We start from the raw sequence: 8248 nt of genomic DNA, 5'->3' as shown, positions 1-8248 counted from the left end.
TACGCCCGCGACCTGGCCGGCACCGTAGTGCTGGTGGGCGCCGGTGTGATCCACCCGCCCGCGGGGCCGGGGGGGCCCCCCCCCCCCCCCCCCGGCGCCCCCCCCCCCCCCCCCCCCCCCCCCGGGGGGGGGGGTGCCCCGCCCCCCCCCGGCCCGGTATCGTTTCGCCTCAGGCCGATGTCCTGGGATTTTCCCGACCCATTGTGCGGCACGGTCGCCGATGGTCGATTATCTACGGCATGCCGGAACAAAACGCTGCTGTTCTCGCCCTGCACTGGCAGGTGAATGTCATTCGGCCGGAAGGCTTCTTCGGTCCGATGCTCGCCGAACCGGTGGCCGCCAGCGGAGTGGTGCAACGCGCCGCCGACTTCCACAAACAGGCTGTGGAGCTGGGGTTGCCGATCGTCTTCACCCGGTTCACCGTCCCCGAGGACGAGGGCCGGCTGGTGCGCAACACCGGTTTCATGGAATCGGTCGGTGCGGCGCAGCACGAGTTCCGGCCGGATGCCACGGGCAGCCGGCTGATCGAGGAGATGGCCGATCAGGCCGACCATATCGTCGACAACCAGAAGCTTTCGGGCCTGGCCGGTAACGACCTCCCGCGCTGGCTGGTGGAAAACGATATCGACACCCTGTTCCTCACCGGTGTCGCAACCAACCTCACGGTCGAGCAGACCGCGCGCCACGGCACCGACCTCGGCTTCACCGTCTACACGGTCGCGGATTGTGTAACCGCGGCCGACCCCCAGGTACACACCGCCTCGCTGTCCAATATCGCACTGGTCAGCGCAGGTCTGCGCACCACCGCAGACGCCTTCGACCGGTTGTAGGCGCCCGTTTCAGATCATGTTCTTATCGGTCATCCAGCGCATCACCTGCCAGCCGCAGAAAACCGGGATCCAGCAGGTGAGCACCCGGTAGAGCAGTACCGAGGGCACCGCGACCTCGGCCGGTAGGCCGAACGCGGCCAGACCACCGATCAGCGCGGCCTCGACCGCGCCGACACCACCCGGTGTGGGCGCGGCTGAGGCCAGGGTTCCGCCGATCATCGTCACGATGGTGACGGTGACGAATGTGGTGCCGCCACCGAACGCCTGCACGCTCGCCCACAGCGCCAGGGCCTGCCCCAGGGTCAGGGCCGCACAGCCGAGCACGATGACCGCGCAGCGTTTCGGGTCGCGGGCCAGCCGGGCCAGCTCTCCGACCACCTCCTGTAGCTGCGGCAGGACCGAAGTGTTGAGCCAGCGGCGCAGTTTCGGCACGAACATGAATGTGCCGATGATCCCGACCCCCACGCCGCCGATCAGGTACAGCACGGTGGGGGAGGGCACGAAATGCGAGAGGTCCGCCGTGGTTCCGGCCGCCACACTGAACAGCACCAGCAGCCCGATATGGGTCGATACCTGGACGGCCTGCTGTAACGCGACCGCCGCGGTGGCCCGCACCGCCCCGACCCCGCCCTTCTGCAGGAATCGCACACTCAGTGCCAAACCGCCGACACGGGCCGGTGTGGTGGTGGCGGCGAATGTGTTCGCGATCTGCATGAGTACCAGTGGCCAGTACTTCACGATGCCCGAGGCGCAGGCCCACAGCGCGGCCGCCGTACCGAGATAGGTCAGCGACGACAGCGCCAGACCGGCCAGTGCCCACCACCAGTTGGCCTCCCGGAGCTGAGTGAAGAAGGTCGGTACCGCGCTGATGAACGGGTAGGCGACATACACCAGGCCGATCAGCAGCACCAGCTGGAGCAGGCTCTTGCGATTGAACCGGGTGATCTGCTCGGCCTCGATCCGATCCTGGCCGGTTTGCGTCCGCACTTCGTCGCGGGCCGCGGTCACCACCGATTTCCATTCGGGAATGGAGGCCCGGATACCGCGCGGCATGGCGAATTTGGTGAGGCGGCGCGAGGCGGTGAGCACGGTCTGTTCGCCGAGGACCTCGATCGCCGACCGCACCGCGGCTTCCGAACCGAACACCGCGGTCATCGAGACGAGCAGCTGGGCGATATCGGATTGCAGCTGGGCATCGGAGGCACACAGTTCGGCCGCTGTGAAACCACCGAAGACCGCGCCATGCTCGCCCATCCGTATCTCCGCGGGCCGCAGCTCCCCGTGTGCGATCCCGCGTTCACGCAGAACCGTGAGTGCCCGCCAGACCGCGTCCAGTGCGGCGGTATCGGCGGGATCCTGTTCGATCGAGCGACCGGCGGGCAGGGTATGGGCGTACAGCATCCAGCCGCGGGGCAGCCCCGCCACCGTCACCGGCCGATGCGCGGCCACCCCCAGTTCGTCCAGCGCGATCGCCATCAGGGCCCGGTGCTCCACGGCGCGATGCATGGAACCGTGCAGGGGCGCGGTCTCGCTGGAGCGGAAGGTGAGCCGCCGCCACAGCTGGCGCACCGCGCTGAGCGTGCGCTGGTTCTTTCCGTACAGTTCGACCACCAGCGCCCGCTCGCGCTCTTCGATCGTCGCCGACAGCATGAGCGCGCCGGGGCCGGCCGGGCGGACAACGGTGAGCCGGTTGACGGTGTAGCCGCGTTGGGCCAGCTGGCGGACCGCCGCCTCCAGCGGGACCTCCAGCGCCGGGGTCCCGACCAGCAATACGATCACCGCGCCCACCAGCCAGCCGACGGCCAGGCCGAACATGGCGCGTGCCGGGACGACGGTGCTGACCACCAGATGCATCGGCGCGAAGGCCAGGATCAGCGCCCACAGCCAGCGGCGGGGTCGTACCGGCAGCCATGGACTGGACACCGTGAGCACGGCGGCGAGCATGGCAATCCAGCGCGGGTCGTCGAGAAACTGCTGGAGGAAGGTTTTGTCGGCCAGATTCTCCGGCACCTGCAGATGCCACTGCGGAGCCGATAAACCGTTCGGCGTGATCGACAGCAGCAGCCCGGCCACCAGACCGGCGGTGGCGTATCCGGTGAGCAGTTTCCATTGCCCGCCCCACACCAGCTCCACCAGGATCGCGAAGGGCAGGATCAGGATGGCGATCCCGTACAGCAGGTAGACCAGATTCGACTGGTCCGGGTTCAGGAATCCGACGATATTGGAGACGGAACGTTCGAGCGCCAGCCATTCGGGCCGGGTGATCAGCGATCCGGCGACCACCACGGCCACCCCGGCGATCGCGAAGACGACACGCAGGATATCGCTGGTCCGCCTGGTGAGCGGTTGTAGCAGGTTGCCCGTTACCGGGATCTCCCGCCCATCGACTCGCATGTCGTATCGGTACTTTCGGATCGAGGTGAAGCCGGTCGGCCGCCCGCACACACCAGATCGTGAGTATGCAGGAGGCCGAGCCGGACGATACACACCAACACGCTGCCAGAATCTGTCGGTGAGCAATGATCTGCGCATCTGTTTCGTAGGAGATTCCTTCGTCGCCGGAGTGGGGGACCCCGAAGCGCTGGGCTGGAGCGGGCGGCTGACGGTCGACGCGCACGGCGCCGGCGTCGCGCCCACCGCCTACAACCTCGGCGTCCGCCGGCAGACCTCGACCGATATCGCCGGGCGCTGGCAGGCGGAATGCCGGCAGCGGCTGCCCCGCGAGGCCCAGGGGCGCGTGGTGTTCTCGTTCGGGGTCAACGACACCATGCTGATCGACGGCCGGACCAGAGTGGCCGCCGACACCTCGGTGGCGAATCTGCGCGCGATGCTTGCGGGCACGCACACCGCATCGTGGCCTGTTCTCATGGTGGGCCCGCCGCCGGTGGACGATGCGGAGCACAACCTCCGCACCGCCGATCTCGACGAACGCTTCGGGCAGGTCTGCGCCGAGCGCGGGGTCCCCTATGTCAGCAGTTGTCACCGTCTGGCGGCGGATACGGTCTGGATGGACCAGGTGCGGGCCGGCGACGGGGCACACCCGGGGGCGGCCGGATACGCCGCCTTCGCACAACTGCTGCTGCCCGCATGGCGCGAATGGCTGGGGTACGCCACGACTCAGCTCGCGGTTACGCCCGAAATGAAACCGCGCCGCACCGGGGCGAAGACCTCCCCGAGTTCGGGCACCGACCGCACCAGCTCGGCGCCGTAATCGCATTCGCATTCCAGCTGGCTCAACGTCCCGACCAGAGTCAGCGAGGCCCGGGCGAACGGGGTGCACGCCGGCGGCAGTGTCAGCTCCCGCATCACATTGGTCAGCCGCAGACTCGTGGTGCGCAGCACCTGCTTACGCAGCCAGGACGTGGTCAGCCGGAAACGCTCGTGGCGGACCGGCTCACCACACGCCGAAAGCGCTGATTCCAGCGCGAGCGCGTCGAACTTCCGGCCCGGTAACGCGAACCCGTGCGTACGCACCGCCGTTTCCAGCGCCGACGGTCCGCCGTTGAAAATCGCATCGCACATCTGCACGGCCAAATCGATGAACCCCGGATGCGGCCAGGGCGCACAGGCCCCGAAATCGGCCACACCGAGCCGGCCGTCGGGCAGCAGCCACAGGTTGCCCGGATGCGGATCGCAGTACAGCAATCCGTGCTGTTCCCAGCCGGTGAGGACGAACCGCATCATCAGCTCGCCGACCCGGTCGCGCTGTTCCCGGGTGCCCGAACCGATGATCCGGGTCGCCGGGGTGCCCCGCACCCACTCCGAAATGAGCACATCGCCGCGCTGTTCCAGCACGTCCGGGACATAGAATTCGGCACTGTCGCGGTAGAAGGCCGCGAAAGTCCGCTGATTTTCGGCCTCGCCCGCGTAATCCAGTTCGGTGCGCACGCTCTCGCACAGTGCCTCGGTCACCGATTTCACATCCGCACCCGGCAGCAGCACCGAGGCCAGGATCGAAACCCGCCGCAACTGCACCAGATCCGATTCCACCGCGACCCGGGCACCCGGATACATCACCTTCACCGCAACTTCACGGCCGTCGTGCCACACCCCGCGGTGCACCTGACCGATGGAGGCCGCCGCGGCCCGGCGATCGTCGAACTCCCGGAACAGGTCGCGCCAGTGCGGGCCGAAGGTATCGGCCATCACACCGTGCACGGTCGCCGGCAGCATCACCGGCGCCGAATCCTGCAGCCGGGCCAGCGCAGCCTGATACGGCGCCGCGATATCGCGGGGTAGTGCGAGCTGATAGATCGCCAGCAACTGCCCGAGTTTGGCGGCGCAGCCCTTCAGTTCACCCAGTACCGCGAACATATGCTCGGCGGTGCGGCTCTGGATATCGCGGTTTACCTCCAGCGCGGGCCGCCCGAGCGCCCGGCGGCCCGCCCCAGCCGCCTGCCGGCCCGCATAGGCGACCGGCAGCGCCATGAGCTTGGCGCTGCGCAACGCCGGGCGTACCGGTGGTGCGCCGGAATCGCGTCGACTGCTCATGCTGTGTCCTCCGGGTATGAGTGAGGGCCCTGCGTGGTTACGCTCCGCTGCCGCCTCCGGGCCTGACTCACTCATACTGTGTCCATCGGGTATGAGTGAGGGCCCTGCGTGGTTACGCTCCGCTGCCGCCTCCGGGCCTGACTCACTCATACCTCTGTCCCCGAACCGAATCCTTTGTTCTCCTGTGCAGTCTGGCATAGTTGTGCATAGACTGTCTGGGACGTAACAACTGCCGAGAGAGGTGTCTCCATGGGGTCCCGCACGGTAGTCGCCGACGTCGCCGACGAACTGGCCCGGCGGGTGGCCGCAGGGGAATATCAGCCGGGGGAACTGATGCCCTCGGTCCGTCAGGTAGCCGACGAGTTCGAAATGAACCGGGCCACCGCACAGCTCACGCTCGGCCGGCTGGAATCCTATGGCTTCGTGGAGGCCAGGCGCGGTAAGGGCTTCACCATTCGTGAGGTTCGTTCGGCCGGCGGGCTGGACGTCTACCGCCACCTCTTCCGCTTCTCCATCCCGATGCCCGAGGTCGCGATCGAGATGTTCCGGGATATCGTCGAGGTCGAGCGCGGGATCGTCATGGACGCGCTGCTCGCCTACACCGGCGCGGCGCCGGGCGGGCCGGTTGCGGCCGGCTTCGATCTCGCCGAACTCAAGGCCGAAGTGGATGCGCTCGAAACCCTCGCCCGCACCGACGTACCCGATCACCGCCGCATTCTGGCCATCGAAATCGGTATCGTGCGGCGGTTGCTCGTCGCCCTCGAATCCAGCCTGCAGCGCGCCATCCTGAATTCGATCGGCGATATGGTTCTCGAGGTGCCGCAGGCCGTCGAGGCATATTTCGCCGGCGCGGCCGATCTGCACGTACTGGTCTGGCGGGCGCTGATCGCGGTATGGGAATCGGAATCCGGCCCCTCGCCCGCACAGCTTGCCCTGTTCGAGGATCTCTTCGGGATCTATCACCACAAGGTGATCAACCGCTTCGAGGAACTCCTCGGAGCCCAGGGCGAACCGCAAATCCACGCCGTCACAGCCTGAACGGGGGCGGGTTTTCCCGCAGTGCAGTCGCGCCCGGTAGCGGAACCGCACGAGGGCCTCGCTGAATCCGGGACTATCGGCGGTGGGCACCACCAGGACGCCGAGAGCCGAACCGAACAGTGTGCCCAGCCGATCCCCGCGCCGATGACGCGAGCGTCCGGCCGGGCGTCTCAGCGGCGCCCGGCCGTCTCATCGGCTCCTGCCCGGTCACGACCGCCGCTGGGCCCGCACGAGCCGGGCCAGGTCTGGGACCTCTCGGCAATCGCCGGTCCAGGTTCGGCGTCTCTGCCGTCAACGCGATGCGGTGGCGGACTCTGCTCGCGACCCCGCCCACATCTGCCTACAGGTGTGGGCAGGCGAGCACACGCACGCCGGCGAGGGACCAACCTCGGTGCGGCGGGTCCACGGCCGGGCATGTTCGGCCGGGCGGCCCGCCCGGCCGAACGCGGTGACTATCCGGCGTCGTTGAGCTTGTTCAGGCGCTCGCAGGCGTTGACGTACTCCTCGACCAGGCGGTTCATCACATCGGCCGAACGCTCGGTCTTGTTCATCATCCCGACGATCTGGCCCACCGGGTTGAAGTTCACATCCTTGGCGGCCTCCGGGTAGCGGTGGCCGCGCTTCACGCCGTCCAGCGCCACCATCATCTGCAGCGGCATGGGCAGCGGATCCGGGTTGTCGGCCGATTCCCAGGCGTCGGTCCACTCGTTGCGCAGCATCCGGGCCGGTTTACCGGTCCAGGAACGGGAGCGGACGGTGTCGTGGCTGGAGGCGTCGATCAGGGTCTGCATCTGCGCGGGCGGCACGTTGGCCTCTTCCACAGTGAGCCAGATGGAACCGGTCCAGGCGCCGGCGGCGCCCATCGCCATGGCGGCCGCGACCTGGCGGCCGTCGCCGATACCGCCCGCGGCGAGCACCGGCAGATCGCCCACGGCGTCGATGACCTGCGGCCACAGCACCATCGAGGAGACCTCACCGCAGTGCCCGCCGCCCTCGGTGCCCTGGCAGACCACGAAGTCCAGGCCGGCGTTCTTGTGGTTCATGGCGTGCTTCACCGAACCGCACAGCGCGCCGATGAGCCGCCCGGACTCCTGGATCTGCGAGACGAACTCCGGCGGCGGGGTGCCCAGCGCGTTGGCGACCAGTTTCGCCTTCGGATGCTTCAGGATGACCTCGACCTGCGGTGCCGCGGTGGTGGCGGTCCAGCCGAGCAGCTGCGGGTGTACTTCCTCTTCGGGAAGCTTCGGTACGCCGTGATCGGACAGGATCTTCTCGGCGAAATCGCGATGACCCTGCGGGACGTGCTTGGCGAGTTCGGCCTCGAGCTCTTCGGGGGAGAGCCCGTCGATGCCCTTACCCTCGTACTTGGAGGGGATCACCAGGTCGACACCGTAGGGGTTGTCGCCGACATGTTCGTCGAGCCAGGCCAGCTCGACCTCGAGCTCTTCGGCCGTGAACCCGACCGCGCCGAGGACGCCGAGACCGCCGGCGTTGCTGACCGCGGCCGCCACGTCGCGGCAATGGGTGAAGGCGAAGATGGGGAACTCGATCCCCAGCCGGTCGCAGATATCGGTACGCATGGCGCTGCTGGTCTCCCTATGCCTGGAACAAGTTACATAATTGCCGCGCGGCGGCTGATCCGGCCGCTGTCACCACGTGGACCCGAAAGCGCCGCGTGCCATGGGTGCGGGCGAGGCGTGCGCGCGGGTCCGACAGGTGCCATACCTTGAATGTAACACGTTCTAGTTTTAATGGAACCGATTCGCCGGTGCGATTGCCGGTCCGCCCCCGCCCGCCGGAGACTCGGCCGGTGCCGCCCGATCACGCGGCTTTCGCAGCGGAACCTTCAAGAACAGGACGAACAGGAACACCAGCAAGCTGGCCCGGCC

Annotated in this window: 6 protein-coding genes; 3 read left to right on the top strand and 3 right to left on the bottom strand. The window is 67.9% G+C overall.

The genetic code is table 11. The features are described from left to right. The first annotated feature begins 239 nt into the window (after nt 1–239). Nucleotides 240–830, top strand: a complete 591-nt coding sequence (locus tag QH196_RS26880) for a cysteine hydrolase (RefSeq protein ID WP_280418630.1) — start codon at nt 240–242, stop codon at nt 828–830. Between the two features lie 9 nt (nt 831–839). Here the strand turns inward: QH196_RS26880 and QH196_RS26875 are convergent, their stop codons facing one another. Then, the gene (locus QH196_RS26875; RefSeq protein ID WP_280418629.1) at nt 840–3224 is read right to left on the bottom strand and encodes a lysylphosphatidylglycerol synthase transmembrane domain-containing protein; all 2385 of its coding nucleotides are present in this window, start codon (nt 3222–3224) and stop codon (nt 840–842) included. 118 nt (nt 3225–3342) lie between these two features. Here QH196_RS26875 and QH196_RS26870 point away from each other — a divergent pair, with 118 nt between their 5' ends. Continuing rightward, the gene (locus tag QH196_RS26870; protein ID WP_280418628.1) at nt 3343–4041 is read left to right on the top strand and encodes a GDSL-type esterase/lipase family protein; all 699 of its coding nucleotides are present in this window, start codon (nt 3343–3345) and stop codon (nt 4039–4041) included. Here QH196_RS26870 and QH196_RS26865 read toward each other — a convergent pair. Continuing rightward, complete coding sequence (locus tag QH196_RS26865) at nt 3948–5321, bottom strand: ABC1 kinase family protein (RefSeq protein WP_280418627.1); 1374 nt, start codon at nt 5319–5321, stop codon at nt 3948–3950. The two genes, QH196_RS26870 and QH196_RS26865, sit on opposite strands and share 94 nt — an antisense overlap. A gap of 249 nt (nt 5322–5570) precedes the next feature. On the opposite strand from QH196_RS26865, the gene QH196_RS26860 reads away from it, so the two are divergent. Further along, nucleotides 5571–6359: a GntR family transcriptional regulator gene (locus QH196_RS26860; RefSeq protein WP_280418626.1), complete on the top strand. Its 789-nt coding sequence runs from the start codon at nt 5571–5573 to the stop codon at nt 6357–6359. Between the two features lie 452 nt (nt 6360–6811). On the opposite strand, the gene QH196_RS26855 is transcribed toward QH196_RS26860, so the two are convergent. Beyond that, nucleotides 6812–7939 carry a nitronate monooxygenase family protein gene (locus QH196_RS26855; RefSeq protein WP_280418625.1) on the bottom strand — a complete coding sequence of 376 codons (1128 nt, stop codon included), beginning with the start codon at nt 7937–7939 and terminating at the stop codon, nt 6812–6814. Between the last annotated feature and the right edge of the window lie 309 nt (nt 7940–8248).

The sequence above is a fragment of the Nocardia carnea genome (assembly GCF_029868325.1).
GTDB classification, from domain to species: domain Bacteria; phylum Actinomycetota; class Actinomycetes; order Mycobacteriales; family Mycobacteriaceae; genus Nocardia; species Nocardia carnea_C.
Note: the sequence above shows the minus strand (reverse complement) of the source record. Positions and strands in the feature narration are given on the sequence as shown.